The following is a 26,143-nucleotide window of genomic DNA, read 5'->3' as shown; positions in this document are numbered from 1 at the left end:
TTGTTGGTGTGATTGTCTGGGTGCCACGGGGAATTTAATAAGGTATCGGCGCAGGCCGGCATTGCTTGAGCACGGCGCCTTCCCCTGTCATCGCGCAGACGCGGCGTAGTCTCCCCTTGCGCCGTAGTCCGTTGCCGCTGTCCCTCAAGGTAGAGGCAAGAATGACAACTAATTGTACTTCAGCGCATGTGCTCTGGATGCTTTTAATAGGAGGAGAAAAGCCCCTTTCCAACAAGGAAGCCACGGCTTGCTGACTGCTTGTCAGGCGTCAGCGAGGAAAGGGCGAGGCAAACTCATTCGACCAGCTTGTTCTTGAGCGCGTAATGCGTCAGCTCGGCGTTGTGGCGCATCTTCATCTTGGTCAGCACCCGCGAGCGATACATGCTGATGGTCTTGACCGACAGCAGCAGCTCGGCGGCAATGTCGCTGACGGTCTTGCCGGAAGCGATCATGACCATGGTCTGGTATTCCCGGTCGGAGAGGGTTTCATGCAGCGGCGTGTCGTGGTCCACGCCGATCTGGTTGGCCAGTTCCTGCGCCAGCGAGGGGCTCACGTACTTGCGCCCGGCGGCGGCCTGGCGGATGGCTGCCAGCAGTTCGCCAGGACTGGCCTGCTTGTTGAGAAAGCCGGCCGCTCCGGCCTTGAGCGAACGGATCGCGTACTGGTCCTCACGGTGGATGGAGAGCATCAGCACCGGCAGCTCCGGCTGCTCCTTGCGGATCTGCTTGAGGATGTCGATGCCGCTGCGGTCGGGTAACACGATGTCCAGCAGCATCACATCGCCATTGCCTTCGCGGGCCAGCTTGATGGCCTCCAGACCGTTGGCAGCATTGCCGACCACGACGATGTCCTTGCTGCCGGCACAGATCTGGCGCAGACCCTCGCGTACGATGGCGTGGTCATCGGCGATCAGGACCTTGATGGCGGCGGTGGATTTCTTGCTCATGGGCGGACGGCGACACTCCTCTGAAACCCTTGCTGCAAGCTGCGGCGGGCGAGGGCGTATTCTATAGCGTTCATTCAGAGTGTGACAGGTATGACGATATTTACGCAGGTACCGCCACTGGCGCGGGCCTCCCATGTCGCACTGCCGCCCAGGGCTGCGGCGCGCTGGCGCATGTTGGTCAGGCCATGGCCACGCCTGCCGTCGCGCCCGGCCAGGGCGGGATCGAAGCCGCCACCGTCATCGGCGATGCTCAGGTGCAGGTGTTTGCCGCTCTGCTCCAGGCGCACCTGCACCGTTCGGGCCGCTGCATGGCGCGCCACATTGTTGAGCGCCTCGCGCAGGATGCGCAGCAGGCCCAGTACCAGGAATTCATCGTGCACGGTCAGGCCCTGCTCAGCGTGGAAGCGGCAGTCCAGGCCGCTCTGGCGACTGAAATGGCGGCACTGCCAGTGCAGGGCATCGACCAGGCCGAACTCGACGATGGGGGGATGCAGTTCGTCAATGATGCGCTCCATGCCTTCGCGTGCCTGCTGCAGCAATTGTCCGGCGTAGTCGGCCTGCGGCAGGGCGGCATGGTGTTCCAGGGCCAGCTGTTCGCGCAATTGGCCCAGTGCCATGCCGATGCCGGTCAATTGCGCACCCAGTTCGTCGTGCAGGTCGCGGGCGATGCGCGTGCGTTCTTCTTCACGGAGGCGATAGGCATCTGACAGATCGAGGGCGGCAGAATCGGACATGCGAGGCAGGTAAGCGGAGGAAGCTGAATATTGTTTCATAATAGCCGCGAGCCACCCATGTGCAGGCCGGATTTCCCTTTCGGCAAAAAATCTCGGTCGAGGGCTTCCCAAAGGGGAAAACTTGCTGCTATAATTTTGTTTTTCGCGGCTGTAGCTCAGCTGGATAGAGTACTTGGCTACGAACCAAGGGGTCGTGGGTTCGATTCCTGCCAGCCGCACCAGATATAAAGGGTCCATCGCAAGATGGGCCCTTTTGTCTTTTTCGCCTTCACTTTTACGCTTCCAATTTCCGCCTCCATTTTTCCGGCTTTGCTCAGTGCCTGCTGCGCGCAGGCACTGGCCGGTCAGCGTGGCTCGGTCTGAGCCGGGGGCGCTTGCAGCCAGTGCTGGACGGTCTGGTTGACCAACTCCATGAATTCACGCGCATCCACCGGTTTGACCAGGTAGTCGTTGGCGCCTGCTTCGCGCGAACGCGTGGCATCGGCTTGGTCATGAGAGGTGGCGAACATGATGACCGGCAGCGCGCGCGTATGCGGCTGGCTGCGTAGCATGTGCAGCAGGTCCAGCCCTTCCATGCGCGGCAGTCGCGGTTCCAGCAGGATCAGGCAGGGCAGGGTTTCGGGGTGCTGCTGCGCGTGGGGACTGAAAAGCGATTCCATCGCCCGTTCCGCATCCTCGAACCAACCGAAGTCGCACTCCAGCTTGCTGCGCCAGAGGCTGAAGCGCGCCAGTTCCACCGACTCCGGACTGGGATCGACCATCAATATGCTGGGGCGGGACATGCGTTATGTGCGGGACAGGGCGTTGTTCTTTGAATGCGGCATTTCTGAGTTCCGGCAAGTTTGACATAGCAGGGGGCAGAAATCCATTGTTCAATACGCAGCCAACCCCCAGGCAGCGCCTCAATCTCGTCGATGTCAGGTGTTTCCCTCAGGCCGTGGGTTATCGCAATGAGCTTACGTGACAATTACAGATACGCCTTGACTGCCCGCCCGGGCCGGCATTCGCCGCGCGCGGCGGCAACCCTGCTGGATCATTCAATTTCTGAATGCCAGATATGAACGAATAAAATCTCGCGTTGCAGCATTCCTGCTGGCCTGCTCGGCTATATTCCTGACAGCTGTGTCATGAGTTGCAACGAAGCTCATTCGCGAACCTCTTCGCACAAGCGACGGCAATGCCTTGGGTGCATTGCACAAAAAATCGAACAAAGACGGACAGGCAAGTCAGCCAGGGGGAGTCTTTTTCTTCACCTCTTTTCGTGTCTTGTAGTTGAACCGGCGTGCTGTGGCGCGCCTCCTTTGCATGGGTGAATTTTCCATCATGACCATTACCAAGCGCCTCATTCTCACTCTCTCGACAGCCCTGGTGGCGCTGCTGTTCGTCGGTGCCGACGGGCTCTGGCAATTGCAGCGTGCCCAGCAGCGACTGGAACTGATCCAGAATCGCATCATCCCCGGCATGGACAGCCTCAATCTGTTGAAGGGCTATCTGGCCGATTCGCGCCTGGCCGGCTATCGGCTCTCGGTGTTTGCCAATCTGCCCGACAAGACCGCCTTGCAGAAGGCGGTCGATGCCGCCAACAAGGCGCTGGACGAGGAATTCGCCCACTACGAGCGCGATCTCGTGTTCGATGACAAGGACCGCGCCCTGATCCTGGCCGACAAGGCCAACATTGAAGCCTACCGCCGAGCCCTGGTGCCGTTCTTCGCCGCCGCCTATGCCAATGACATGGAGGGCGTGCGCGCCACGCTGCAGGCAGGCACGCCGCTGGCCCTGTCGGCGGCTGCCGCCAAGAAGGGCTTTGATGACCACATCCTGATGGGGCGCCAGATGATCGACGCCATCAAGCACGAGAGCGACGCTGCTTACGCCTTCGCTCTGCGCGCGATGATCGGGGTGATCGTGCTGGCGGTACTGCTCACGGGATTGCTGGGGATGCGCACCCTGCGCAGCGTGACGCACAGCCTGGGCAAGATCCAGCAGACCTTCGAACATGTCAGCCAGACCCTCGACCTGTCGCGTCCGGTGCCGGTGGAGCGCATGGATGAAATCGGCCGTACTGCCGCCGCCTTCAACAAACTGCTGGCGCGCATCGTCGAGGTGGTAAGCACCACGCGCAGTTCCACCGATTCGGTGACGGTGGCAGCACGTCAGATCGCTGTGGGCAATGCCGATCTGTCGGCCCGCACCGAGCAGCAGGCCGCTGCGCTGGAGGAAAGCGCTTCCAGCCTGGAACAACTGACTTCCGTGGTTCAGCAGAATACCCATAACGCGCGCCAGGCCAACGCGCTGGCGCAATCAGCCTCGCAGATCGCCGCGCAGGGCGGGGACGTGGTGCGCCAGGTGGTCGACACCATGAACTCCATCAATGACTCCTCGCGCAAGATCGTCGACATCATCGCAGTCATCGATGGCATCGCCTTCCAGACCAATATCCTGGCGCTGAATGCAGCGGTGGAAGCAGCGCGGGCCGGCGAGCAGGGGCGTGGCTTTGCCGTGGTCGCCTCGGAGGTGCGTTCGCTGGCGCAGCGCTCGGCGGCTGCCGCCAAGGAAATCAAGGCGCTCATCGACGATTCCGTCGACAAGGTCGGTAGCGGCAGCAAGCTGGTGGAACAGGCCGGCGCCACCATGAGCGACATCGTCGACAGCGTGCAGCGCGTGACCCAGATCGTCGGCAGCATCGCCGATGCCAGCGAGGAGCAGAGCGCCGGTATCACCCAGGTCAATCAGGCCATTTCGCAGATGGACCAGGGCACCCAGCAAAATGCCGCGCTGGTGGAAGAGGCCGCAGCAGCGGCCCAGGCTTTGCAGGCGCAGGCCGAGAGGCTGGAGAGCGTGGTGGCGGTCTTCCAGCTGGAAGGGCGCCTGGCGGTACCCGTGCGCAGCGTGGCGGCAGCACCTGCAAAGCCTGGGCCGCTGGTCTCGCACTCGCTGGCGCAGCTGGAACAAATCTGAGTGGCATGGGGCGGGCCTGGCAACCCCCATCTGATGCCGCTCGCAGTCCCTATGAACCGCCCGGTGCCCGCCGGGCGGTTTTTCATTGCTCGCGCATTTTTACTCTTCGGTCAGCATTGCTATGAAGGATTGCACTAAGGTGACCCGCTCACTACCTCAAAGGGTGATATACTTAATGCTAATCATTATCATTTGTCACCAGGAGAATACGCAATGATCGGTTTGAAGAAACTAGCTGTCGCCGCAGCGCTTGGCCTGTGCTTTGCAGGTTCTGCCGTGGCCGCCGAATACCCCATTGGCAAGCCGCAGATCCAGAATGGTTTTGAAGTCAATGCCGTCTACCTGCAACCGGTGAAGATGGAACCGGACGGCATGATGCGCAAGGCCGAGGATTCCGACATCCACCTGGAAGCCGACATCCGCGCCGTGGCCAAGAACCCCAACGGGTTCGCTGAAGGTGACTGGATGCCCTATCTGGTCGTGAAGTACGAGCTGACCAAGGTCGGTTCCACCAAGTCACTCAAGGGCGACATGATGCCCATGGTGGCCAACGACGGTCCCCACTATGGCGACAACGTCAAGCTGGAAGGTCCGGGCAAGTACAAGCTCAAGCTGACCATCTCCTCGCCGCAAGCCAATGAGCACGCCCACTTTGGTCGTCACGTCGACAAGGAAACCGGTGTCGGTCCGTGGTTCAAGACCTTCGAGCTGAACTACGACTTCACCTTCGCCGGCATCGGCAAGAAGGGCGGCTACTAAGCCGGTGGCAGGCATTGAACCAGCGCCTGCCTTTGCAGTGAATCGATGCCGGTCTGGCCAGGATGGCGGACCGGCTTCACCGTTTTGAGAGTTCCGGAGTCTTCATGATCGCAAGAATCGTCCGACTGATCTGCCCGGGCCTGGTCGCTCTGACCATGCTGGGTGGCGCCGCCCAGGCCAGCGCTTCCGACCTGCCGACCTTCAAGCTGGAGATGCAGGACGGCAAACTGATCCCGTCGCGTATCGAAGTGCCGACCGGGCAGCGCATCAAGATCGAAGTGCACAACATCGGCAAGTCCGCCGCCGAGTTCGAAAGTGTCGAACTGCGCAAGGAGAAGGTGCTGGCGCCGGGTGCGCAGTCCTTCGTGGTGATCGCCCCATTGCGTGCGGGCGAATACAAGTTTTTCGATGACTTCCACCTCGACATGCCGCACGGCGTGATCGTCGCCAAGTAAGTCCGGATGCGCGCAAGCGACACGGAAGTCCAGGTTTTCAGGAAGGGAAGGGTTTCATGGGACAGGTCATGTTCATCGTCTGGCGCGAAAGCGTCGAGGCGCTTCTGGTGGTCGGCATTCTGTATGCCTGGCTGAAGAACGGCGATGTCAGCGCGCGGCGCGGCATCCCCTATCTGTGGGGCGGCGTGGTGGCCGGCGTGGTACTGGCGGCAGCACTGGGCGCAGCCCTGCTGGGCTTTTCGGAACTGCTCTCGGGCGACGCCCAGACCTACTTCCAGATCGCCATCGTCCTCATTGCCGCCGTGCTGATCGTGCAGATGGTGTTCTGGATGCGCAAGCATGGACGCACCCTCAAGAAGGACATGGAAAGCTCCATGCAGTCCAGCTATGAAAGTGGCAACTGGTGGGGTGTGTTCGTGCTGGTGATGCTGGCCATCGCCCGCGAGGGCAGCGAGACGGCTGTCTTCCTGTACGGCATCGGCCTGGGGCAGCAGAACGCCAGCACCGCTTCGCTGGTGCTGGCCGGCGCGATCGGTTTCGGGCTGGCCTTCCTGACCTTCTATCTGTTGCAGCTGGGCGGCAAGATCTTCTCCTGGCGTCGTTTCTTCCAGGTCACCGAAGTGATCCTGCTGCTGCTGGCGGCCGGTTTGCTGGTCACCGGCGTGGAAAAGCTCTTCGACGTCCTGCTGGAAAGTTCGGACATGCTGGCCTCGGCCAACTGGACCATGACCCTGACAGGTCAGCTCTGGGATACCTCGGCACTGCTGGATGATTCCACCACCCTGGGCAGCCTGATCTCGACCCTGACCGGTTACCGCGCCCGTCCGGCGCTGCTGTCGGTGATCGTCTATACCGTTTATTGGGTCGTGGTATGCTCCGCCCTCTATCGAAAACCCCAGCCTCAGCTCAAAAGCAAGAGGCAGGAAGCCGTCTGAACCTGATGACAACCTGTACGCAATCGCCGACTCTGCTCACGCGTACCGGAGACTGGATGCGCCGCCATGGCGCATTCATCCGAGGCCTGCAATGGATCGTGGTGGCCGTGTATGCGGTGCTGATCCTGGTTCCGGTGTTCCTCCCGCTGCCTGACGAAACCGCCCATCTCTGGTCCAATCTGACGCTGATCGCCCAGTTCGCCTTCTGGGGCATCTGGTGGCCCTTCGTGCTGGTGAGCATGGTGCTGATGGGACGCGTATGGTGCGGTGTGCTCTGTCCGGAAGGCGCACTCACCGAGTTTGCCAGCCGTCATGGACGCGGCCGCGCCATTCCCCGGTGGATGCGCTGGGGTGGCTGGCCCTTCGTGGCCTTCGCCCTGACCACGGTCTACGGCCAGATGGTCAGCGTCTACCAGTATCCCAAGGCGGTGCTGCTGGTGCTGGGCGGCTCCACCGTCGGCGCCATGATCGTCGGTTACCTGTATGGCCGCGACAAGCGCGTCTGGTGCAAGTACCTGTGCCCGGTCAATGGCGTCTTCGGCCTGCTGGCCAAACTGGCCCCGGTTCACTACAAGGTGAACGAAGACGCATGGCGCGCCTCCTATCATCCCGAACACAAGATCATTCCGATCAACTGCGCACCGCTGGTGCCTTTGCGCAATATGAAGGGGGCTTCCGACTGTCACATGTGCGGTCGCTGCAGTGGCCATCGCGATGCAATCGCTCTGAGCTTCCGTCCCCCGGCGGTGGAAGTGGTGCAGTTCGGCAAGACCCACAATAATCTGTGGGAAAGCGCCCTGGTCCTCTACGGTCTGCTGGGCATTGCCATCGGCGCCTTCCACTGGACGGTCAGTCCCTGGTTCATCACCATCAAGCAGGACATTGCCACCTGGCTCATCGATCGCGACATCATGTGGCCCTTCGGTACCCAGGCGCCCTGGTGGCTGCTGACCAATTATCCGCAGCAAAGCGACGTCTTCACCTGGCTCGACGGCGCCATGGTGGTCGGCTACATCCTCACCACCGGCCTGGTGCTGGGTACCGGCGTGGCCCTGATGTTCGGCCTGGCTACGCGCCTGTTGGGCAAGTGGGAATGGAGCCGCTTCAACCACCTGGTGCAAGCCCTGATCCCCCTGGCGGGCTGCGGCGTCTTCATTGGGCTCTCGGCCACCACCATCAGCCTGCTGCGCGCCGAGCACTGGCCCGTCTACTGGGCCAATGACGTGCGCGCCGCGCTGCTGAGCGCCATGACGCTGTGGAGCCTGTGGCTGTGCTGGAAGGTCGTGGCGCGTCACGCGACCCACTGGTTGCAGCAGGTGCTGACCATGCTGCCCTTGATCGGTGGCCTGGCGCTGGTCAATACCGCCTGGTGGCTGATGTTTTGGGGCTGGTAAGACAGACGTTACACGCATCGCATGAAGGAAAACGGCAGGTTTGCCCGCAAGCCTGCCGTTTTTATTTGCGTCTTGTTTGATCTCGGGTCTTGCTGGCTATGTGAAGTTGGCTGCCGAAGCAGTACAATCGCTGCCTTTTCAAGCCAATTGCCGGAGTTTTCATATGAGCACCTTGCCCGCCTGTCCCCAATGCCAATCCGAATTCACCTATGAGGATGGTGGTCAGTTCGTCTGCCCCGAGTGCGCCCACGAGTGGAGCGCCCAGGCCGCGCCCGCCGAGGCGGCCCGGGTCTGGCGCGATGCTTCCGGCAACGTGCTGCAGGATGGCGATACCGTCACCGTCATCAAGGACCTGAAGCTGAAGGGCGGCGGCGGTGTGGTCAAGATGGGTACCAAGGTCAAGAACATCCGTCTGGTCGAGGGCGACCATGACATCGACTGCAAGATCGACGGTTTCGGCTCCATGGGCCTGAAGACCGAATTCGTGCGCAAGGCCTGATCGCTTGCCGGCCCCGGGAGCGGGTCCTGCAAGCCAGGGCCGCTCTCACGTAGAATGGCGGTTTGTCCGCAGCCAATGTATACATAAGCATGCGGGCGTCCCGATCACGACAACAACGAAACTGCCATGGCCCGTCCCCGCTTCCTGCCCGATAACATGACCCTGATGCTGCTGGCCGTCGTGCTGACTGCATCTTTTCTTCCCTGTACCGGCCAGGTGGCCGAGGCCTTCGATGGTCTGACGACCTTCATGATCGGTCTGCTGTTCTTCATGCACGGTGCCAAGCTCTCGCGCGAAGCGGTGGTGGCCGGCTTTACGCACTGGAAGCTGCATGTGACGGTACTGCTGTGTACCTTTGCGCTGTTCCCTCTGATCGGCCTGGCCTTGAAACCGGTGCTGCTGCAATTCATCACCCCCGATCTGTACCTGGGGCTGCTGTTCCTGTGCGTGCTGCCCTCGACCGTGCAGTCTTCGATCGCCTTTACCTCGGTGGCGCGCGGCAATGTGCCGGCGGCGATCTGCGCGGCCTCCGCGTCCAATCTGCTGGGCATCTTCTTCACGCCCCTGCTGGTGGGGGTGCTGGTGGTGGCGCATGATGGCAGCGGGCATTCCTCGCTCGGTTCCATCCTGAAAATCGTTTATCAGTTGCTGCTGCCCTTCGTGGCCGGCCAGATCGCGCGCCCCTTCATCGGTCGCTGGGTCGAGCGCAACAAGTCCTGGCTCAAGTTCGTCGACCAGAGTTCCATTCTGCTGGTGGTCTACGTGGCCTTCAGCGAGGCGGTGGTGCAGGGCCTGTGGCACCAGGTGCCGGCGACGATGCTGGTGGCGCTCTTGGTCATCAATGCCGTGCTGCTGGCCATCATCATGGCACTGACCACCTTCGGCAGCCGCCGCCTGGGCTTCAACAAGGAAGACGAGATCACCATCGTCTTCTGCGGTTCCAAGAAAAGCCTGGCTTCGGGCGTGCCCATGGCCAAGGTGCTGTTTTCCAGCGGCGCCATCGGCATGGTGCTCTTGCCGGTGATGCTGTTCCACCAGATCCAGCTGATGGTGTGCGCCGTCATGGCCGCGCGTTACGGCGCGCGCGAGGAACAGGTGCGGGCAGCGGTAGCGACCGAAAGCGGCGGCGACTGATCGTCCCCGGTACGACCTCTCCGCCCACAAAAAAGACCGGCACGCAGCCGGTCTTTTTTTGCCTGTAGGGTCGCTCCGTTTCGGTTCAGGGCGCCGGATTGGGCTGCCTGCGATGGATGGCCTCGATCGCGGCCAGTACCTCCTCGCTCAGCTGTACCTGGGCACTGTCGATGTTGCTGCGCAGTTGCTCCAGCGTGGTCGCGCCGATGATGTTGGAGGTCAGGAAGCGGCGGCTGTTGACGTAGGCCAGCGCCATCTGCGCCGGGTCCAGTCCATGCTGACGCGCCAGCGCGACGTATTCTGCGGTGGCCCGTTCGGCCTGCGGATTGGTATAGCGCACGAAGCGTTCGAACAGCGTCAGACGACCGCCGGCCGGACGCGCGCCATCCAGGTACTTGCCGCTCAACATGCCGAAGGCCAGGGGCGAATAGGCCAGCAGGCCGACCTGTTCGCGGTGCGCGAATTCAGCCAGGTTCACTTCGAAACTGCGGTTGAGCAGGTTGTACGGGTTCTGGATGGTGACGATGCGCTCCAGTCCATGCTGCTCGGCCGCGCGCAGGAATTGCGCGACTCCCCAGGCGGTCTCGTTGGACAAGCCAATGGTGCGGATCTTGCCGGCCTTCACGAATTCGGAGAGCACCGTCAGGGTTTCCTCGATGGGCACCGTGGTTTCATCCTCCACGTGCTCGTAGCCGAGCTGGCCGAAGCTGTTGACGCTGCGGTCCGGCCAGTGCAGCTGGTACAGGTCCACGTGATCCAGTTGTAGGCGCTCCAGACTGCCATGCAGAGCGTCGGTCAGGCCCTTGCGGTCGAGGTCGTTGATGCCGCCGCGGATGTGGCGCGGGTTGTGCGCCTTGCGGGCCGGGCCGGTGCACTTGGTGGCGATCAGCAACTGGTCGCGCTTGCCGGATTTCTTCAGCCAGGTCCCCAGATAGCGCTCGGTCAGACCTTGCGTTTCAGCCTTGGGCGGGACCGGATACATTTCGGCGACGTCGATGAGGTTGATGCCGCGTTCGACGGCATAGTCCAGCTGCGAATGGGCGTCGGCTTCGGTGTTCTGCTCGCCCCAGGTCATGGTACCGAGGGTGATGAGGCTGACCTTGAGGTCGGTGCGGCCGAGTTGGCGATACTGCATGGGGATTCTCCTTGTGATGCGCAGGCAGGCGCGCGGAGCGCGTCCTGCCGGCTGGCGCGGGATCGGGTAGTATAGCGGCGCCCGCCCTGGCTTGCAGGGCAGGGCCGCAGCGGCGCCAAGACCGCTTGCGCCAGCCGGGTTCCTGCTTGCAGTCCCGGACTCCATCACGCCAGAACACCGCCTTCCCATTCACGAGACATGTCATCCACTTCCCCCAGCGCGACCCCCGATGATGCCGCCGAGCCGCTGCGTCATCACACGCCCTTCAAACTTTTCTGGTGCGCCAGCGTGGCCTCCACCATCGCCTTGCAAATGCAGATCGTCGCGGTCGGCTGGCAGGTCTACCAGCTCACCCACAGCGCCTTCGATCTGGGCATCGTGGGCCTGGTGCAGTTCATTCCTTCGTTGATCCTGGTCTTCGTGGTGGGCCATGTGGCAGACCGCTTTGATCGCCGCAACGTCGCGCGCGTCAGTTCGCTGGTGGAAGCGGCCGCTGCCGCCACGCTGGCAGTGGGCAGCCTGCAAGGCTGGCTCAGCCGCGAGATGATGTTCGCGATCGTGGCCGTCATTGGCGCGGGCCGGGCCTTTTCCAAGCCGACCATGTCGGCCCTGCTGCCCAGCCTGATGTCGCCCAAGGCCTTGCCGGGCGCCGTGGCGGGCTCGGCCTCGGCGACCCAGTTCGCCATCATCATCGGCCCGGCATTGGGGGGCTTTCTCTACGTGGCCGGGCCGGCCGTGGTGTATGCCAGCAGCTGCGCGCTGTTCATCGCCTGCAGCGTACTGTTGTCGCTGATCCGGCGTCCGGCCCAGGTGACGGCATCCCAGGCAGCACCGTCCAAGCCCACTGGTGCCAGCTTGTCGTCGGTGTTCGCAGGCCTGGCCTTCATCCGCAGCAAGCCCGCCATCTTCGGTGCCATCTCCCTGGACATGTTCGCCGTGCTGCTCGGTGGCGCCACTGCCTTGCTGCCGGTCTACGCCAACGACATCCTGCACACCGGTGCGGTCGGCCTGGGTCTGTTGCGCTCGGCACCGGCTGCCGGGGCCCTGATCGTGGCGCTGCTGCTGGCGCGCTTTCCGCTGGGTGGCCGGGTAGGGCGCACCATGTTCATGGCCGTGGCCGTGTTCGGACTGGCCACCATCGTCTTCGGCCTGTCGCGTTCCTTCCCGCTCTCGCTGGCCGCGCTGGCGGTGCTGGGTGCGGCCGACATGATCAGCGTGGTGGTGCGCTCCTCCTTCGTTCAGCTGGAGACGCCCGACGCCATGCGCGGTCGGGTCTCGGCCGTCAATTCGGTGTTCATCGGTACTTCCAACCAGCTTGGAGAATTCGAATCGGGCCTCACTGCAGCCTGGTTCGGTGCAGTGCCTGCGGTGCTCATCGGCGGCTTTGGCACGCTCTTGATCGTGCTGCTGTGGATCCGCCTGTTCCCGTCGCTCTACCAGGTCGACCGGCTGGCGGCGCGTCAGTCCTGAGCTCCGGCGGCAGGCCAGCGGCGGCGCTCAGGGCGGATCGCCCGCGGTCATCAGCATCTGGCTGGCCTGGCGTGCGGCCTGCTGCTGTGCCAGCAGCATCTGCAGGAACTGCGTATAGGGCACCGGCTTGCTGAAGTAATAGCCCTGGTATTCATCCGAGCCAAATTCGCGCAGGGCCTGCAACTGCTTCTCGGTCTCCACGCCTTCGGTCACCACCTTCAGGTTCAGCGCATGGCTCATGGCGATGATGGCCTGTACGATGGCGCTGCTGTTGGCATCGTCGGGAATGTCGTTGATGAAGGATTTGTCGATCTTCAGCGTATTGACCGGGAAGCGCTTCAGATAGGCCAGCGATGAATATCCGGTACCGAAGTCATCGATCGAAATGGTGAAGCCTTCTGCACGGATGCCATCCATGATGGCAATGGCACGATCGCGGTTGTGCATCACCATGCTCTCGGTGATCTCGAACTCCAGGCAGGCCGGCGGTGTTCCGTGGCGCTGGACCACGGTCTTGATGTCTTCCAGCAGGTGTTCATCGCCGAACTGGCTGCCGGTGAGGTTGATGGAGATGCGTCCGCACACCAGGTCGCGTTCCAGCATCAGGCCGATGTCGTGGCAGGCCACGTCCAGCACCACCAGGCCGATCTGGTCGATCAGCCGGGTTTCTTCGGCCAGCGGTATGAATTCGCCTGGTGGCAGCAGGCCACGCACCGGATGCTGCCAGCGCACCAGTGCCTCGGCGCCGACAATGCCGCCGCTGGCCAGGTTGATCTTGGGCTGGTAGTGCACCACGAACTCGGCGCGCTCGATGGCGCGGCGCAGCTCGGCCTCCAGCGCGATGCGCTCGACCGTATTGGTGTTGACCTCGTCGGAGAAGAAGCGATAGTCATCCTTGCCATGGTGCTTGGCGCGGTACATGGCGATATCGGCGTTCTTGATCAGGGTCTGCGCATTGTCGCCATCGCCGGGATAGGTGGCGATGCCGATGCTGGCCGAGAGCATGGCTTCCTGCCCATCGATGATGAAAGGCTTGCGCGCCTCGGTCAGCAGCTTCTGGGCGATCTCGCCCAGTTGCAGCGGATCGTCGAAGTCATCCACCAGCACGATGAATTCATCCCCGCCCACGCGCGCCAGGATATCCAGTTCGCGCAGCGCGTTGCGAAAGCGCTGGGCGATTTCCTGCAGCACCGCCTCGCCGGCCTCGTGGCCGAAGGTATCGTTGATGTTCTTGAAGCGGTCCAGGTCCATCAGCAGCACCGCCACCATGCCGTTGCGGTGCTCGGCGTGGGTGATGGCGTTGGAGACGTGCTGGGTGCACAGGAAGCGGTTGGGAAGGCCGGTGAGCTCATCGTAGTGCGCCAGGTGGCGGATGCGTTCGTCGGCGCGACGACTCTCGATGGCCACGCTGGCGAGGTCGGCGGCGATGTTGGCCAGTTGCAGGTATTCGTTGCTGGGAGCCTGGTTTTCCTTGAGCAGGGCGGCGAACACGCCCAGCAACTGGCCTTCCTTGCCGATGATGGGCCAGGCACCGCAGGACGGGTAGACCTCCACATCGATGAGCACCCGCAGATGTTCGGTCACCGGATCGCGTGCGATATCGGTGACGATGCAGGGACCGCGCCGCAGGGCCGCCTCGGCGCCGACCCCGCAGCCATGACGGATCGGCATACCCTGCAGGGCACGCAGCAGACGCGGCGGGTAGCGGCGGCTGAGCACCGAGGTGAAGTGCGAGGCCTGTTCATTGACCAGCATGACGCAACTGGCTCCGTAAGGAATCTGGGCATCGGCAAAGCCGACGATCTCGTGCAGGATGCCATCGAGGTCGTCATCGGCCATCACCATGTGCAGGACACGGTTCTGTTCGCTTTGCAGCAGCTCGGCGCGTTTGCGGGCGCTGATGTCGCGCAGGATGGCGAAGATCGCATAGCCGCGCTCGAATTGCGCGCGATTGAGGGTGACGTCGGTATGGATGATCTTGTTGCGGCGGACCGTCACCCACTCGAACTGCTGCGGCTGGCCGGCCAGTACCCGGCCGACCAGTTCGTCGATATCCGGCTGGTCCGCCTGGCGCGCCTTCTGGCGCGAGAACAGGCCGACCTTGCGGCCGATGATGCGTTCCTTGTCCGGTACCCCGAAAAAGCGCAGCGCCGCCGCATTGCAGTCCAGATAGCGCAGCTCGGACGAAATCAGCACGATGGGATCGCTGCCTTCCTCGTAGAGCTTGCGGTAGCGGTATTCGCTGGAGGACAGCGCGTGATCCAGGCGGCGCTGATAGCGGAAATACACCAGGAAGGCAATCAACGCGATGAGGATGAAACCCAGGATGCCGGTCGTCAGCAGGATGCGATTTTCGGTACGGCTGCGCCAGGGCGCCAGCACGTCTTCCATGCGGCGCGCATAGACTGCCACCAGCGACCATTTGTCCAGCCGTTTGTAGGAGAACAGCAGCGGTTCGCCGGTCAGATACGAAATCTCCTCGAACGCGCCTTCCTCGGCCCCGGCGCGGATGCGCGCCATGCTCCTGGCATCGGCCAGGCTGACGCTGAGCCAGCGTTCCTCGAAGGGCGAGCGCAGCATCATCGAGCCGCTCTCCGTGCGCAGCGAGACGATGGCCTCGAAATTGGTGATGCGCTTGTAGAAGTCGAAGAAGGTCGATGCCTTCAGTTCCGCCACCAGTAACCCGATCGGTCGTGAACTGCGATCGTAGAGATTCATGGCCACCGGCAGCACCAGCTCGCGGTTGTAGCGGCTGCGCATGAGCTGGCCGACGAACAGAGCGGGCCGGGTCGGGTTGCCATCCACATGGGTGAGCTTGTGATCTTCCGGGATGCTGGTGGTATCGAGGGCTCGCAGGGAGCTGGCGCGCGTGTTGCCGTTGCGGTCGATGTAGCGCAGCACCATCACGGTGGGCAGGCGCTGCTGCAAGTCAGCCAGCAGGCGATACAGGGCCGGGTCGTTGTCCAGCAGATCGGGGCCGGCGGCCTGGACCTGCCTGGCACCGGACCAGAGCAACTGGTCGAGCTCGCTGAAGACACGTTCGGCCTGTTCCTGCACGCTGCGCACGGCCGCCATCGAGCTGGCGCGCTCGGCGTCGATGGTCAGCTGGCGGTCCTGGCGGATCTCCCACCAGGTCTGCACGACAATGAATGACCCGACGAAGCCCACGAACAGCAGCAAGGTCTTCAGGGTGGTGCCTGGGCGCCCTGGCGATTTGTTCTGTTTTCCCATGTGACCAACTATCACATTACCTGTCGTTAGGCAGCGCATCGCTGCACATCCCTTGGCCCGGAAAGATGCCGGACGACCGTGTCGACAGCCCTCGCACGCAATTGGCGCGTTCGCGCCAGCGCAACGGCCGGCACTGACAGGGCCGTGACGTACAGCGCATGTCAATGCAGCAAGCCGCAGCCGTTCACCCGGTATGAACGCGCTTACGCCAGAATTACGTGGATGCCCCCACTTCGTGATACGCGAGATGTCAGTATGCCATCTCGTGTCCTGCTGCGCTTTGTTGGCGCTTGTCCTTGCTTCGTGTACTTGTTGTGCGCTGATGGATGGCGATATCCTGACCACCCTCATCGTTTGTTCTGTAGCAACCTTACCGCAAGCCCAAGCCTTTGTCATCCTGCCCGCAACCTCGCTGCAACGCGACAGCGTGATTTTCATGTCAAATGGAAATTTTCACCAGTTATGGCATCAACATGAAGGATGTAAAGCCCGGCGCATGGTTTTCCGTTTGCAATGCGATAATACTGCCCAGCCAGAAGTTTCACAGGCATCACAGTTTTACTGAATATCCCTGACCAAGCGCGGCATTGCCGGTCGGGGACGTCTTACATCAATCATCACGCAAAGGACCCATCCCTATGAAGACAAGAGCAGCGGTAGCATGGCAGGCAGGCAAGCCCTTGACCATCGAGGAAGTCGAGCTCGGCGGCCCCAAGGCTGGCGAGGTTCTGGTCGAGATCAAGGCCACCGGCATCTGCCATACCGACTATTACACGCTCTCGGGCGCTGATCCGGAGGGTATCTTCCCGGCCATTCTCGGCCATGAAGGAGCGGGCGTGGTGGTCGACGTCGGTCCGGGCGTGAAGTCGCTCAAGAAGGATGACCACGTCATTCCCCTGTATACGCCGGAATGCCGCGAGTGCAAGTTCTGCCTGTCGCAGAAGACCAACCTGTGCCAGGCCATCCGTGCCACCCAGGGCCGTGGCCTGATGCCCGATGCCACCAGCCGCTTCTCGCTGGACGGCAAGCCGCTGTTCCACTACATGGGTACCTCGACCTTCTCGAACTACATCGTCGTGCCTGAAATCGCGCTGGCCAAGATCCGTTCGGATGCGCCCTTTGACAAGGTCTGCTACATCGGCTGTGGCGTGACCACCGGCGTGGGCGCGGTGCTGTTTACCGCCAAGGTGGAAGCGGGGGCCAACGTGGTGGTGTTCGGTTTGGGCGGCATTGGCTTGAACGTCATCCAGGCGGCCAAGATGGTGGGCGCCAACAAGATCATCGGCGTGGACCTGAACCCGGCACGTGAAGCCATGGCGCGCAAGTTCGGCATGACCGACTTCATCAATCCCAAGGACGTGCCCAACGTGGTCGATGCCATCATCGGCATGACCGATGGCGGCGCCGACTACAGTTTCGAGTGCATCGGCAACACCACCACCATGCGCCAGTCGCTGGAGTGCTGCCACAAGGGCTGGGGCCAGTCCATCATCATCGGCGTGGCCGCAGCCGGCCAGGAGATTTCCACTCGTCCGTTCCAGCTGGTGACCGGCCGCGTCTGGAAGGGCTCGGCCTTCGGTGGCGCGCGTGGCCGCACCGACGTGCCCAAGATTGTCGACTGGTACATGGAAGGCAAGCTCAACATCGATGACCTGATCACGCACAAATTGCCGCTGGAGCGCATCAATGAAGGTTTTGACCTGATGAAGAGCGGCGAGTCGATCCGCTCCGTGGTCGAGTTCTGAGGAGGGCGCGATGCTGGAGACTCTCTCCGAGCACGGCTGTTTTGGCGGCGTACAGGGCTTCTATCGCCATGCTTCGCCGGCCATCGGCCTGGATATGCGTTTTTCGGTATTCGTCCCGTCCCAGGGCGGGCAGGGCGGAGGCAAGCTGCCGGTGCTGTTCTATCTGGCGGGGCTGACCTGTACCGAAGAAACCTTCATGATCAAGGCCGGTGCGCAACGCGTGGCGGCGCAACTGGGCCTGATCCTGGTGACTTGCGACACCAGCCCGCGTGGTGCCGGCATTGCCGGCGAAAGCGACAGCTGGGACTTTGGCATCGGTGCCGGTTTCTACCTCGATGCCACGCAGGCGCCGTGGTCCGGGCATTACCGCATGGAGAGCTATGTGGTGGAGGACTTGCGTCGCGCCGTGCTGGAGAACTTCCCGGCTGACGGGCAGCGCATGGGCATTTTCGGTCACTCCATGGGGGGGCATGGAGCGCTCACGCTGGCCTTGCGCCACCGCGAGCTATACCGCTCGGTGTCGGCCTTTGCCCCGATTGCCGCGCCGATCCACTGCCCTTGGGGCCAGAAGGCTTTCGGCAATTATCTGGGCCCGGATCAGGAAAGCTGGAAGGAGCATGATGCCAGCGAACTGATGGGCAAGCTCTATGCGCCGTTCCCGCAGGGCATCCTGATCGACCAGGGGCTGGCCGACAAATTCCTGATCGAGCAGCTGCAGCCGGAACGTTTCGAAGCGGCCTGCAAGGAAGCCTCACAGCCGCTGAGCTTGCGCCGGCATGCGGGGTATGACCACGGGTATTACTTCATCGAGAGTTTTGTGGAAGATCATTTGCGCTTCCATCATGCGAATTTGATGGCTTGAAGCCCTTGTAAGGGTGCAGCCGGGTTTGAGCAAGGGGACTGCGATCAGTGTCGGCAGTCCTCTTTTTTTTGCTCAGCTTTTCTTGCTGTTGGTCAGCCAACAGCCTCATCTTTTTGAAAGATTGTGAATAGCTACTTCCTTGTTTTGCCAGCACGGCGCAGCAATAGCTGGCCATGATTATGTTGCCGAGAAATCGTCATTTGACGATGGGTCGATCAGTGGTGGCCGCTTACCTTCTCCGTTTTCAGAGGAGAAAGCATGTCATCAGCAATCATTCGAAAAGGAGACTCGACGTCGCACGGCGGTACGGTTCTCGAAGGACTTGTCTCGTTTAAGGTACTCGGCCTGCCTGCTGCGTTAGTTGGACATATGGTGTATTGCCCACGCTGCAAAGGCAGCTATGCCATTGTGCAGGGTGTCCAACATTTCAGATGTGGGGGAAACCCTGTTGCAGTGGCTGGTATGAAGACAGCCTGTGGGGCGGAGCTGCTGGCCAGCCAGAGTGCTTTTCTCATCGGTGTCAGCGCAAGTCCTGTTGTCGCTCCCTTGCGAGCCACCGAAAAATATGATGAAGAGGTTATTGAACATTGGTATAGCCTGGAAAACGACGAGGGAAACCCGGTAGAAGGCTACCTTTTCGACGTTTATCAGCAAGAGAAAATCGTTGCCCAGGCGTGCCATTTTCTTGGGGGGAGGAGTGTTTCCTTTGCAGGTGATTCATCAGGCATGGTCATGTGGTTGGCTGGCGAGTCAGAACATGCCGCCAAGGACATGCCATGACAAAGGACATCCCAGAGCCTGCCGTGAAGCCGATAGAGCCACAGGTCCGATTGCTCGCTGCGATGGCCTATGGAGAGGCTTCCACCCAAAATAACGCAGATGAAATATATGCCCTTGCCAGCGTATTAAAAAGGCAAAGAGACGCCAGAGGATATTCATCAATGGAGGCGTTTGTTCGCGGAGAAGCAAGTTTCAGTTTCGTTGTCAATGATGGCAATAAACGATATCAACATTTCCGACGCTCTACGGACACGCAGATTTTGTCAGATTCGGCAATGAAGACGGCTGTTGAAGCAGCCGAAAATGCTTTGGCAGATGGGCCTGACAAGTCCAATGGTGCTTGGTTTTGGGACGGCGAAGATATCAGCAGCAACTATGTGAAGCATTTCAAAGTAAAAAATGGTATCCGCTTTGGGCAGCCTTCTCATAACATTTATTCCATCAAGGAGTCTTCAAGGCTGGTCATCAAGTACAAGACGGTAAAAAAGAAGATCAACGGTGAAATCAAGATCGAGAAACAAGAGGTTTATCGTTATGACCATATCTATGTGTCAACCGCTGCGCATGGCGGAACCATCTTCTGGAAGCAAGATGCCGCCTATTTGAAGCATACGAAAGCTAAGGAGTACAAGTGAGGCACTGCTTATTGGTTTTGTTCGTGCTATCGACGCGAGTGCTCGCCGCTCCCTCCGAGGGTGCCGTCAGAAGCTGCCTCTCAGCCACTTCCCTTGGCGGAGCGTCGCTTACTTCCATCGAAACCCGTGAAATCTATCTCGAGGACAATTACCGACCCGGTTACCAGGCCGAGTATCTTTTGTTTCGTGGCTTGGTGATCGGAGTGGCCCGGTCTCTAAGAGGCGATGCGCTGGTCTATCGCGGCTTACTCCACCCACTGCGGGGAGCGACCGCCTTGCCGCAGACAAGGACCAGAGCAGGACAGACGATCCAGGTTGCGCTGGCAGATTGGTCCCTGATCCGGGAGAGGGGCAAGCAGTATCTGTGCGTCAGCGATCACTTCGACGGTATCGGTCGCAGTGGCAGTTTCCAGAAGGCCAGATATGGCTATCTGTTGGAGACGGCCAAGAAGGGGAGGTTATTTTTTTTCGATGGGGTAGTGGATTGATTCAGCGTTTCAAAGCGGAAAAATCGGCCCGAGGGGGCCGATTTTTCTGAATCGATGCAGCTCGACGCCGCGTGCGCGTCATCAGACGAACGCGTCCGTCACCACATGCTCCCCCAGCATGAACGCATCGGCCACATGCCGCAGTGGCGCCACATCCACATCGGACGATCCGCTACGGATCAATTGGCAGAAATGTGCATACAGCGAGGGATACTCCCCCTCCACCGGCAGCGCGCACGGCTTATCGTTGATCCAAAGTTCATGTCCGCCCTTTTTCAGGTGGACCCGGGTGCTGTCGGTCTCGATGACGATATCCCAAGTCTGCTCACCCGTCTGGCGCCAGTCGAAGTCGGCCTGCACATCGGTGCCCAGCGCATCGGTAAAGCCCAGGCGCGCGGCAATCGGGGTCTGGCGGTTGGACGGCACTTCCAGCGTGGCCTGCTTCAGGAACATCGCCTGCGGCAGGATCTCGGTGACGATCGACAAGGCATTGATGCCCGGATCGAACACGCCCAGGCCGCCCGGTTGCCAGATCCATTCCTGGTCCGGGTGCCAGTGGCGCACATCTTCACGCCAGATCACCTTGACCTGGCGCGGTGCATGTTCCTGCAAATGACGCTTGACCACCTGCACCGCCGGCGCATGGCGCGAGTGCCAGCTGGCGAACAGGGTCACGCCTTTTTCCGCCGCCAGGTGCTTCAGCGACTCGACTTCGGAAAGCGTGGCGCCGGGCGGCTTTTCCAGGAAGACGTGCTTGCCTGCCCCCAGCGCTTCGCGTGCGGCTTCATAGCGGTACTGCGGCGGCATGCACAGGGAGATGGCGTCGATGACCGTGCCCGAGGCCAGCATCTCGGCCATGCTCTTGTAGGCCGTCACGCCCTCGATGCTGTGGTTGCGACTGGCCGTGGCGACCAGCTTGAAATCAGCATTGCCGGCAATGGCCGGAGCATGCTGGTCATAAACGATCTTGCCGACGCCGGCGATGGCTAGCTGGATGGGTGTCATGGTGTCCTTGCTTGTTATTGGTGACATGAGGGGAGGGGCCACAGATTACCAGCGTTGATGGACATGCGGTGCAATGTCGTGCAGATAGAGTTCGCGCAATGCCTGCATCACCTCGTCGGTCAGCGGCGGCAAGTCGCTGGCAGCACTGTTGGACTGCGCCTGCGCGACGTTGCGCGCACCGGGGATGACGGTGCTGATGCCGCTTTCCATCAGGATCCAGCGCAGCGCGAATTGCGCCATGGGAACACCCGGCGGCAGCAACGCACGGATCTTCTCCACGGCGGCCAGCGCGACGTCATACGGCACGCCCGAGAAGGTCTCGCCGACATCGAAGGCTTCGCCATGACGGTTGAACTGCCGATGGTCGTCGGCAGCAAAGGTGGTCTGCGCATTCATCTTGCCGGTCAGCAGGCCCGAGGCCAGCGGCACGCGGGCGATCACGGCGATGTCGCGGCGCTGCGCTTCCTGCAGGAACAGGCCGATGGGGCGCTGGCGGAAGATGTTGAAGATGATCTGCACCGATTTCACGTTCGGATATTCGATGGCCTTGAGAGCTTCTTCCACCTTCTCCACCGAGACGCCGTAATGAGCGATCTTGCCGGCCGCCACCAGCTCATCCATATGGGCGAACACTTCCTGCTGGTAATACACCTCGGTGGGCGGGCAGTGCAGTTGCACCAGGTCCAGGCAATCCACCTCCAGGTTCTTGAGCGAACGGTCGACGAAGGCGGTGAGATTGTCCTTGTTGTTGTAGCCGCTGGCCACATGCGGCGAGAGGCGGCGGCCGGCCTTGGTGGCCACGAACGGACGTGCGCCGCCGCGTTCCTTCAATACCTGCGCGATGAGCTGCTCGGAGCGGCCATCGCCATAGACGTCGGCTGTATCGATGAATGTCACGCCAGCATCCAGTGCTGCGTGCAGTGCGGCCTTGGCATCCTGTGCCGAGACATCGCCCCAGGAGCCACCGATGGCCCAGGCACCAAATCCGATTTCCGAGACTTCTGCGCCGGTGCGGCCAAAGCGTCTTGATTTCATGTGCGTACTCCTTGCGAGCATGTTGAAAACCGTATTTATACCGCGCACCACGCGCGAGGGCGCTTGGTTTAAGATGAGCCAGATTCATTCCTGAAGTGATTTCAATTCATCCATGTCCCTCCTCGACCATATCGAATTTTCCGATCTGCGGATCTTCGTCACCATCCTGCGCACCGGCAGCTTCAAGGCCGCCGCGATCCAGCTCGGCCTGACGCCCTCGGCCACCAGCCATGCCATGAAGCGGCTGGAGGAGCGGCTCTGCACACAGCTGCTGTACCGCTCCAGTCGTGCGATCTCGCCCACGGCGGCGGGTAGCGAACTGGCCGCCCGACTGGAGGAGGGCTTTGAACAGATCGCCCGGGCGCTGGGTCACCTGGAAAGCTCGGCAGAAGGCAGCCTGGGGGAGTTGCGCATCAACGTCTTTGCGGACGCGGCCCATCTGCTGATCGAACCGGCCATTCCCGAGTTCGTGCGGCAATGCCCCCGGGTCAAGCTCACCATCGTGGTCGATGACAAGCCCATCGACATCGTCAGCGAAGGCTATGACGCCGGGATTCGCTATGGCCATTACGTGCCGGAAGGCATGGTGACTGCGCCGCTCACCCGCGCGCATCGCTGGGTGGCAGCGGCTTCGCCCGCGTATCTGGATCGGCATGGACGGCCCCTGACGCTGGAGGATCTGCAGCAGCACACCTGCCTGCAATTGCTGCTGGGGGACAACTCCAGCTATCAGTGGGAATTTGGCAAGGGAAGGTATCGGCAGCGCATCCGCGTGCCGGGCCTGGTGACGATCAACAATACCGCCGCCACCATCGCGGCGGCCAAGGCCGGGGTCGGTATCGCCTATCTGTTGGAGGGAAGGATCAGCAAGGAAATCGACGAAGGTTCGCTGGAAGCCATCCTGGAAGAATGGGCGGCCCCCAGCGAGCCTTTCCACATGTACTACAGCAGCCGGCGCCATGCGCATCCGGCCTTGCGCAAGCTGATCGACATCATCCGGTTGCAGAACGGCCTGTCACGACTGCGGTAGCCGCCACAGGTGCCGCGTCAGTGCGCCGCCGAGGCTTCGGCGGCACCGGCACCGCCCTTGGATGGCTTGATGATCCAGATCAGCGGGATGATGACGATGAAGATCACGGCCGAGACATAGAAGATGTCATTGATGCCCAGCATGGCCGCCTGGAAGGTGATGGTCCGCTCCAGCATGCCCACGCTCTGCTCGGCGTTGAGCCCCAGGGTGCTGCTTATGTTGTTGAGGCTTTCCTGCAGCCAGGGACTGTAGGGTGTCGCATGTTCGGTCAACTGGGCGTGGTGCATGATGCTGCGGTTGTTCCAGGCCGTGGTCGAGATCGAGGTGCCGACCGCACCGCAGAATACCCGCACGAAGGACGACAGCCCGGCGGCGGCCGGGATGCGCTCCGGCGGCAGGCCGGACAGCAGCAGCACCGTCAGCGGAACGAAGAACATCGCCGTCGGAATCCCCTGCAGCAGCGTGGGCAGGATCACCGTCATCTGGTCTACCTGCAGGTTGTAGCGCGAGCGCAACCAGAACACGATGGCAAAGCCGATGAAGGACGCCGTGGCCACCTTGCGGGCATCCACCAGCGGCAGGAAGCGCCCGATCAGCGGCATCAGGATCACCGCGAAGATGCCGATGGGAGCGGTCGACAGACCCGAATCGATGGAGCGATAGCCCAGATATTGCTGCAGCCATTGCGGCAGGATCACCAGGTTGCCGAAGAACACGCCATAGCCGATGGAAATGGCGATGGTGCCGCCGGCGAAGTTGCGCCGTCCAAACAGACGCAGGTCCACCACCGGGTGGTCATTGTTGAGCTCCCACACCACGAAGTAGGCAAAGGCGACCAGCGCGATGATGCCCAGCGTGACGATGGTGGGTGAGGCAAACCAGTCCAGGTCCTTGCCCTTGTCGAGCATGATCTGGAAGGCCGCGACCCAGGTCACCAGCAGTGCCAGGCCGATCTTGTCGATGGGCAGATGGTGGGTCGGCGTCTCGCGCGAGCGGTAGATCGCCAGCGTGATGCCGGCCGCGATCAGACCCACGGGGATGTTGATGTAGAAGATCCACGGCCAGGTGTAGCTGTCGGTAATCCAGCCGCCCAGTGCCGGCCCGGCCACGGGCGCCACCACGGCCGTCATGCCCCACAGTGCCAGCGCAAAGGAGGATTTCGATTTGGGGTAGGCCCCCAGCAGCAGCGATTGCGACAGCGGCACCATGGGGCCGGCCACCAGACCCTGCAGCACGCGTGCGGCCAGCAGGATGGGAAGGGTGGGCGCCAGTCCGCACAGCCAGGAGGCCAGCACGAACAGCAGCACCGAAGTCACGAACAGGCGCACCGCGCCCAGGCGCTGCGTGAGCCATCCGGTCAGCGGAATCGAGATGGCATTGGCGGCGGCAAACGAGGTGATGACCCAGGTGCCTTCATCGATCGACACACCCAGGTTGCCCGAGATGGTCGGGATGGCGACGTTGGCAATGGAGGAATCCAGCACGTTCATGAACACCGCCAGCGACACCGACAGGGTGCCCAGCACCAGGTTGGCGCCGCTCAGCGGTGGCGGCGGCGTGTAGGGTTTGGGGGGAGTAGTGGCCATAAGGCTTGATCATTGTCCGGTGGAGGTCTGATGAGGACAGCGGCATCGCCTCAGGTGTGCGGCACCGCCACCGCTGCGGCGGCGGCCTTGCCCTTGCGCGCCTGCGCCAGTGCGCCGGCGTTGTCGCTGATGATGCGCTCGACGATGGCATCGGCCTGTTTGCCCAGATCGTCATAGACCTTGGTCTGGTAATCGGTCGGCACCGCTTCCAGCGCGCGGCCATCGCCATGGATGTCTACCGTGGCGGTCGTGGACAGGCCGATGCGCAGCGGATGCGCGCGCACCTGTTCCGGGTCCAGCGCAATGCGCACCGGTACGCGCTGCACCACCTTGATCCAGTTGCCGGTGGCGTTCTGCGCCGGCAACAGCGAGAAGGCACCACCGGTCCCGGCCGAGAAACCGATCACGGTGCCCTTGTACTTGACGCCGGAACCGTAGACATCGGCGATCACTTCCACCGGCTGGCCGATGCGGATGTGCTGCAACTGGCCTTCCTTGAAGTTGGCGTCGATCCAGATCTGCTCCAGCGGTACGATGGCCATGAGCGGGTTGCCGGCGGCGATACGCTGGCCGACCTGCACCGAGCGCTTGGAGACGTAGCCTGAGACCGGCGCCACGATGTTGACACGGGCGTAGTTCAGGTAGGCATTGCGCACGGCGGTGGCAGCCTGCAGCACGTTGGGGTGCTCGGTCACGCTGGTGTGATCGGTCAGGGCACGGTTGGCCGCAGCGGCGGCACGCGCCTGGTCCAGCGCGGCCACGGCGCTCTTGACGGCATCGCGGGCGTGCGAGACGTCTTCCTGCGAGACCGCACCGGAGGACAGGCCGGCCTGGCGGCGCTGCAGGTCCTCGCGGGCACGGGCCAGGTTGCTGTCGGCAGCGGCCACGTTGGCGGCCAGGGTGTCATTGTTCAGGAACAGCTGGCGCGTCTGGCGCACCGCCTGGGCCAGTGCGGCCTCGGCCTGGTCCAGCGCCAGCCTGGTATCGGCCGCATCCAGCGTCACCAGTTGCTGACCGGCCTTGACCACCTGCGTGTCGTCGGCCTTCACGGCCACGACGGTACCGCCGACCTGGGCGGAGATCTGAATGACGTTGCCGCCGACATAGGCGTCATCGGTCTCTTCATAAAAACGCGCATGCAGGAACCAGTACAGGAAGCAGGCAGCGGCAATGAGCAGCAAGGCCAGCGTCAGCACGATGAGCTGGCGCTTGCGTTTGCCATTACCGTTGCCATTGCCGTTGGCTTGCGGGTTTTGTTGGGTGGTGCTGTCACTCATGGAGGACTCCGTTCTATCTCTTTGTAGTCGGTCGATCAGCCCTGCCGCG

Annotated in this window: 23 protein-coding genes and 1 tRNA gene; 15 read left to right on the top strand and 9 right to left on the bottom strand. The window is 61.9% G+C overall.

The features are described from left to right. Positions 1-293: 293 nt before the first annotated feature. On the bottom strand, positions 294-947 hold the full coding sequence (locus ACODSZ_RS03790; protein WP_008329681.1) for a response regulator: 654 nt from the start codon (positions 945-947) through the stop codon (positions 294-296). A gap of 74 nt (positions 948-1,021) precedes the next feature. Continuing rightward, positions 1,022-1,681 carry a sensor histidine kinase gene (locus ACODSZ_RS03785; RefSeq protein WP_175343827.1) on the bottom strand — a complete coding sequence of 220 codons (660 nt, stop codon included), beginning with the start codon at positions 1,679-1,681 and terminating at the stop codon, positions 1,022-1,024. A 144-nt stretch (positions 1,682-1,825) separates the two neighbouring features. Here ACODSZ_RS03785 and ACODSZ_RS03780 point away from each other — a divergent pair. After that, positions 1,826-1,902, top strand: a tRNA-Arg gene (locus tag ACODSZ_RS03780). 123 nt (positions 1,903-2,025) lie between these two features. On the opposite strand, the gene ACODSZ_RS03775 is transcribed toward ACODSZ_RS03780, so the two are convergent. After that, complete coding sequence (locus ACODSZ_RS03775) at positions 2,026-2,463, bottom strand: response regulator (protein WP_034350428.1); 438 nt, start codon at positions 2,461-2,463, stop codon at positions 2,026-2,028. Positions 2,464-3,004: 541 nt separating this feature from the next. On the opposite strand from ACODSZ_RS03775, the gene ACODSZ_RS03770 reads away from it, so the two are divergent. From ACODSZ_RS03770 to ACODSZ_RS03740, 7 genes are all read left to right on the top strand, one after another. Continuing rightward, positions 3,005-4,639: a methyl-accepting chemotaxis protein gene (locus tag ACODSZ_RS03770; RefSeq protein ID WP_488927068.1), complete on the top strand. Its 1,635-nt coding sequence runs from the start codon at positions 3,005-3,007 to the stop codon at positions 4,637-4,639. A 213-nt stretch (positions 4,640-4,852) separates the two neighbouring features. Beyond that, positions 4,853-5,398 (top strand): iron transporter, encoded by a 546-nt coding sequence (locus tag ACODSZ_RS03765; protein WP_008329671.1) that lies wholly within the window; start codon positions 4,853-4,855, stop codon positions 5,396-5,398. Positions 5,399-5,502: 104 nt separating this feature from the next. Then, on the top strand, positions 5,503-5,853 hold the full coding sequence (locus ACODSZ_RS03760) for a cupredoxin domain-containing protein (RefSeq protein ID WP_175343829.1): 351 nt from the start codon (positions 5,503-5,505) through the stop codon (positions 5,851-5,853). 56 nt (positions 5,854-5,909) lie between these two features. Further along, on the top strand, positions 5,910-6,788 hold the full coding sequence (locus ACODSZ_RS03755; protein WP_008329667.1) for an FTR1 family iron permease: 879 nt from the start codon (positions 5,910-5,912) through the stop codon (positions 6,786-6,788). 56 nt (positions 6,789-6,844) lie between these two features. Beyond that, positions 6,845-8,182, top strand: a complete 1,338-nt coding sequence (locus ACODSZ_RS03750; protein ID WP_008329665.1) for a 4Fe-4S binding protein — start codon at positions 6,845-6,847, stop codon at positions 8,180-8,182. A 163-nt stretch (positions 8,183-8,345) separates the two neighbouring features. Then, complete coding sequence (locus tag ACODSZ_RS03745) at positions 8,346-8,681, top strand: zinc ribbon domain-containing protein YjdM (RefSeq protein WP_008329661.1); 336 nt, start codon at positions 8,346-8,348, stop codon at positions 8,679-8,681. A 126-nt stretch (positions 8,682-8,807) separates the two neighbouring features. Beyond that, positions 8,808-9,815, top strand: coding sequence for a bile acid:sodium symporter family protein (locus ACODSZ_RS03740; protein ID WP_008329659.1), 1,008 nt, complete (start codon positions 8,808-8,810; stop codon positions 9,813-9,815). An 85-nt stretch (positions 9,816-9,900) separates the two neighbouring features. Here ACODSZ_RS03740 and ACODSZ_RS03735 read toward each other — a convergent pair whose 3' ends face one another. Next, entirely contained in the window at positions 9,901-10,950 is a 1,050-nt protein-coding gene (locus ACODSZ_RS03735) for an NADP(H)-dependent aldo-keto reductase (protein WP_241822679.1), read from the bottom strand. A gap of 198 nt (positions 10,951-11,148) precedes the next feature. Here ACODSZ_RS03735 and ACODSZ_RS03730 point away from each other — a divergent pair, with 198 nt between their 5' ends. Next, positions 11,149-12,420 carry an MFS transporter gene (locus ACODSZ_RS03730; RefSeq protein WP_175343831.1) on the top strand — a complete coding sequence of 424 codons (1,272 nt, stop codon included), beginning with the start codon at positions 11,149-11,151 and terminating at the stop codon, positions 12,418-12,420. Positions 12,421-12,447: 27 nt separating this feature from the next. Here ACODSZ_RS03730 and ACODSZ_RS03725 read toward each other — a convergent pair whose 3' ends face one another. Beyond that, positions 12,448-15,651 (bottom strand): EAL domain-containing protein, encoded by a 3,204-nt coding sequence (locus ACODSZ_RS03725; protein ID WP_488927067.1) that lies wholly within the window; start codon positions 15,649-15,651, stop codon positions 12,448-12,450. Positions 15,652-15,973: 322 nt separating this feature from the next. On the opposite strand from ACODSZ_RS03725, the gene ACODSZ_RS03720 reads away from it, so the two are divergent. The 5 genes from ACODSZ_RS03720 (at position 15,974) to ACODSZ_RS03700 (ending at position 19,673) form a co-directional block, all read left to right on the top strand. Beyond that, complete coding sequence (locus ACODSZ_RS03720) at positions 15,974-16,216, top strand: hypothetical protein (RefSeq protein WP_157174224.1); 243 nt, start codon at positions 15,974-15,976, stop codon at positions 16,214-16,216. A gap of 73 nt (positions 16,217-16,289) precedes the next feature. Further along, positions 16,290-17,396, top strand: coding sequence for an S-(hydroxymethyl)glutathione dehydrogenase/class III alcohol dehydrogenase (locus tag ACODSZ_RS03715; RefSeq protein ID WP_013234687.1), 1,107 nt, complete (start codon positions 16,290-16,292; stop codon positions 17,394-17,396). Between the two features lie 10 nt (positions 17,397-17,406). Further along, positions 17,407-18,258, top strand: a complete 852-nt coding sequence (fghA, locus tag ACODSZ_RS03710) for an S-formylglutathione hydrolase (RefSeq protein ID WP_488927066.1) — start codon at positions 17,407-17,409, stop codon at positions 18,256-18,258. Positions 18,259-18,516: 258 nt separating this feature from the next. Beyond that, entirely contained in the window at positions 18,517-19,038 is a 522-nt protein-coding gene (locus ACODSZ_RS03705; protein ID WP_488927065.1) for a PAAR domain-containing protein, read from the top strand. Then, positions 19,035-19,673 (top strand): hypothetical protein, encoded by a 639-nt coding sequence (locus ACODSZ_RS03700; RefSeq protein ID WP_488927064.1) that lies wholly within the window; start codon positions 19,035-19,037, stop codon positions 19,671-19,673. The genes ACODSZ_RS03705 and ACODSZ_RS03700 overlap by 4 nt, the downstream gene beginning before the upstream one ends. 569 nt (positions 19,674-20,242) lie before the next feature. On the opposite strand, the gene ACODSZ_RS03695 is transcribed toward ACODSZ_RS03700, so the two are convergent. Together ACODSZ_RS03695 and ACODSZ_RS03690 are read right to left on the bottom strand one after the other, a co-directional pair. Next, positions 20,243-21,166, bottom strand: coding sequence for a Gfo/Idh/MocA family protein (locus ACODSZ_RS03695; protein WP_488927063.1), 924 nt, complete (start codon positions 21,164-21,166; stop codon positions 20,243-20,245). Positions 21,167-21,211: 45 nt separating this feature from the next. Continuing rightward, positions 21,212-22,201 (bottom strand): aldo/keto reductase, encoded by a 990-nt coding sequence (locus ACODSZ_RS03690; RefSeq protein WP_008329630.1) that lies wholly within the window; start codon positions 22,199-22,201, stop codon positions 21,212-21,214. Between the two features lie 112 nt (positions 22,202-22,313). On the opposite strand from ACODSZ_RS03690, the gene ACODSZ_RS03685 reads away from it, so the two are divergent. Beyond that, positions 22,314-23,231, top strand: coding sequence for a LysR family transcriptional regulator (locus tag ACODSZ_RS03685; RefSeq protein WP_488927062.1), 918 nt, complete (start codon positions 22,314-22,316; stop codon positions 23,229-23,231). Positions 23,232-23,248: 17 nt separating this feature from the next. Here ACODSZ_RS03685 and ACODSZ_RS03680 read toward each other — a convergent pair whose 3' ends face one another. Together ACODSZ_RS03680 and ACODSZ_RS03675 are read right to left on the bottom strand one after the other, a co-directional pair. Further along, complete coding sequence (locus tag ACODSZ_RS03680; protein WP_488927061.1) at positions 23,249-24,817, bottom strand: DHA2 family efflux MFS transporter permease subunit; 1,569 nt, start codon at positions 24,815-24,817, stop codon at positions 23,249-23,251. A gap of 50 nt (positions 24,818-24,867) precedes the next feature. Further along, positions 24,868-26,094 carry an EmrA/EmrK family multidrug efflux transporter periplasmic adaptor subunit gene (locus tag ACODSZ_RS03675; RefSeq protein ID WP_488927060.1) on the bottom strand — a complete coding sequence of 409 codons (1,227 nt, stop codon included), beginning with the start codon at positions 26,092-26,094 and terminating at the stop codon, positions 24,868-24,870. Positions 26,095-26,143 lie beyond the last annotated feature (49 nt).

It is taken from the genome of Herbaspirillum sp. FG34 (genome assembly GCF_057809315.1).
This window is presented reverse-complemented; position numbering and strand designations above follow the sequence as displayed.

Excerpts from the sequence above, each read along its gene's own strand:
- ACODSZ_RS03705 (WP_488927065.1), top strand. The coding sequence starts at position 18,517 with ATGTCATCAGCAATCATTCGAAAAGGAGACTCGACGTCGCACGGCGGT.
- ACODSZ_RS03755 (WP_008329667.1), top strand. The coding sequence starts at position 5,910 with ATGGGACAGGTCATGTTCATCGTCTGGCGCGAAAGCGTCGAGGCGCTT.
- ACODSZ_RS03675 (WP_488927060.1), bottom strand. The coding sequence starts at position 26,094 with ATGAGTGACAGCACCACCCAACAAAACCCGCAAGCCAACGGCAATGGC.
- ACODSZ_RS03720 (WP_157174224.1), top strand. The coding sequence starts at position 15,974 with ATGGATGGCGATATCCTGACCACCCTCATCGTTTGTTCTGTAGCAACC.
- ACODSZ_RS03685 (WP_488927062.1), top strand. The coding sequence starts at position 22,314 with ATGTCCCTCCTCGACCATATCGAATTTTCCGATCTGCGGATCTTCGTC.
- ACODSZ_RS03725 (WP_488927067.1), bottom strand. The coding sequence starts at position 15,651 with ATGGGAAAACAGAACAAATCGCCAGGGCGCCCAGGCACCACCCTGAAG.
- ACODSZ_RS03735 (WP_241822679.1), bottom strand. The coding sequence starts at position 10,950 with ATGCAGTATCGCCAACTCGGCCGCACCGACCTCAAGGTCAGCCTCATC.
- ACODSZ_RS03700 (WP_488927064.1), top strand. The coding sequence starts at position 19,035 with ATGACAAAGGACATCCCAGAGCCTGCCGTGAAGCCGATAGAGCCACAG.
- ACODSZ_RS03745 (WP_008329661.1), top strand. The coding sequence starts at position 8,346 with ATGAGCACCTTGCCCGCCTGTCCCCAATGCCAATCCGAATTCACCTAT.
- ACODSZ_RS03750 (WP_008329665.1), top strand. The coding sequence starts at position 6,845 with ATGCGCCGCCATGGCGCATTCATCCGAGGCCTGCAATGGATCGTGGTG.
- ACODSZ_RS03765 (WP_008329671.1), top strand. The coding sequence starts at position 4,853 with ATGATCGGTTTGAAGAAACTAGCTGTCGCCGCAGCGCTTGGCCTGTGC.
- ACODSZ_RS03715 (WP_013234687.1), top strand. The coding sequence starts at position 16,290 with ATGAAGACAAGAGCAGCGGTAGCATGGCAGGCAGGCAAGCCCTTGACC.
- ACODSZ_RS03775 (WP_034350428.1), bottom strand. The coding sequence starts at position 2,463 with ATGTCCCGCCCCAGCATATTGATGGTCGATCCCAGTCCGGAGTCGGTG.
- ACODSZ_RS03770 (WP_488927068.1), top strand. The coding sequence starts at position 3,005 with ATGACCATTACCAAGCGCCTCATTCTCACTCTCTCGACAGCCCTGGTG.
- ACODSZ_RS03690 (WP_008329630.1), bottom strand. The coding sequence starts at position 22,201 with ATGAAATCAAGACGCTTTGGCCGCACCGGCGCAGAAGTCTCGGAAATC.
- ACODSZ_RS03785 (WP_175343827.1), bottom strand. The coding sequence starts at position 1,681 with ATGTCCGATTCTGCCGCCCTCGATCTGTCAGATGCCTATCGCCTCCGT.
- ACODSZ_RS03760 (WP_175343829.1), top strand. The coding sequence starts at position 5,503 with ATGATCGCAAGAATCGTCCGACTGATCTGCCCGGGCCTGGTCGCTCTG.
- ACODSZ_RS03790 (WP_008329681.1), bottom strand. The coding sequence starts at position 947 with ATGAGCAAGAAATCCACCGCCGCCATCAAGGTCCTGATCGCCGATGAC.
- ACODSZ_RS03680 (WP_488927061.1), bottom strand. The coding sequence starts at position 24,817 with ATGGCCACTACTCCCCCCAAACCCTACACGCCGCCGCCACCGCTGAGC.
- ACODSZ_RS03730 (WP_175343831.1), top strand. The coding sequence starts at position 11,149 with ATGTCATCCACTTCCCCCAGCGCGACCCCCGATGATGCCGCCGAGCCG.
- ACODSZ_RS03740 (WP_008329659.1), top strand. The coding sequence starts at position 8,808 with ATGGCCCGTCCCCGCTTCCTGCCCGATAACATGACCCTGATGCTGCTG.
- fghA (WP_488927066.1), top strand. The coding sequence starts at position 17,407 with ATGCTGGAGACTCTCTCCGAGCACGGCTGTTTTGGCGGCGTACAGGGC.
- ACODSZ_RS03695 (WP_488927063.1), bottom strand. The coding sequence starts at position 21,166 with ATGACACCCATCCAGCTAGCCATCGCCGGCGTCGGCAAGATCGTTTAT.